Genomic DNA, 754 nt, shown 5'->3' with positions numbered 1-754 from the left:
GTCGTGTTGATGGCGTGCGATTTGAAGGTGCTGTGTTTACCAATTTAAGCCGTGATCACTTGGATTATCATCAGACCATGGCTGAATATGCCAAGGCGAAGGCGCGTTTGTTTGCGAGCGAAGGTTTGCGCTATGCAGTAATTAATGCTGACGATGAATACGCTAGCGTGATGTTTCAAGCTTTGCGACCTGAAGTTCGGAAGTTACGATTCTCATTGAATGGCTCTGCCGAAGTGTTGGTGAAAGATTTTCAGTTGGGAATGACGACAACAGCGAAAATAGAAGTGGCTGACAAGATTATTGATCTTAACAGTGACCTCCTTGGGCAATTTAACCTCTACAACGTGATGGCGGTATTAGGAGTAGCACTTGCGAAGCAGTGCTCGGTGATTGAGTTAAATGCAATCAATCAGTTAAAAGCCGTTAAGGGAAGAATGGAGCTGCATCGCGTTACTGATAAACCAGCGCTTGTTGTTGACTATGCTCATACACCAGATGCTTTAGAGAACGTACTTCAAACCATCCGTAATTTGGAGCCAAAACGCATACATGTTGTATTTGGTTGTGGTGGTGATCGTGATCAAGGAAAGCGCGCACAGATGGGCTTGATCGCAAAAGAATTTGCGGATGTCTGCGTTATTACTAGCGATAACCCTCGCACTGAAGATCCCGAGCAAATTATTTCTCAAATCGCGAGTGTGTTTTCTGATCAAGACGATGTTGTTTGTATCGCAGATCGAGCTCAGGCAATTTC

At 44.7% G+C, this 754-nt stretch carries 1 protein-coding gene; it reads left to right on the top strand.

The window, feature by feature from the left end; genetic code table 11:
* Positions 1-32: 32 nt before the first annotated feature.
* Positions 33-754: Mur ligase family protein (locus A3762_RS23910; RefSeq protein WP_255375083.1), on the top strand; the 722-nt coding region annotated here is incomplete at its 3' end.

The sequence above is a fragment of the Oleiphilus sp. HI0125 genome (assembly GCF_001635355.1).
Note: the sequence above shows the minus strand (reverse complement) of the source record. Positions and strands in the feature narration are given on the sequence as shown.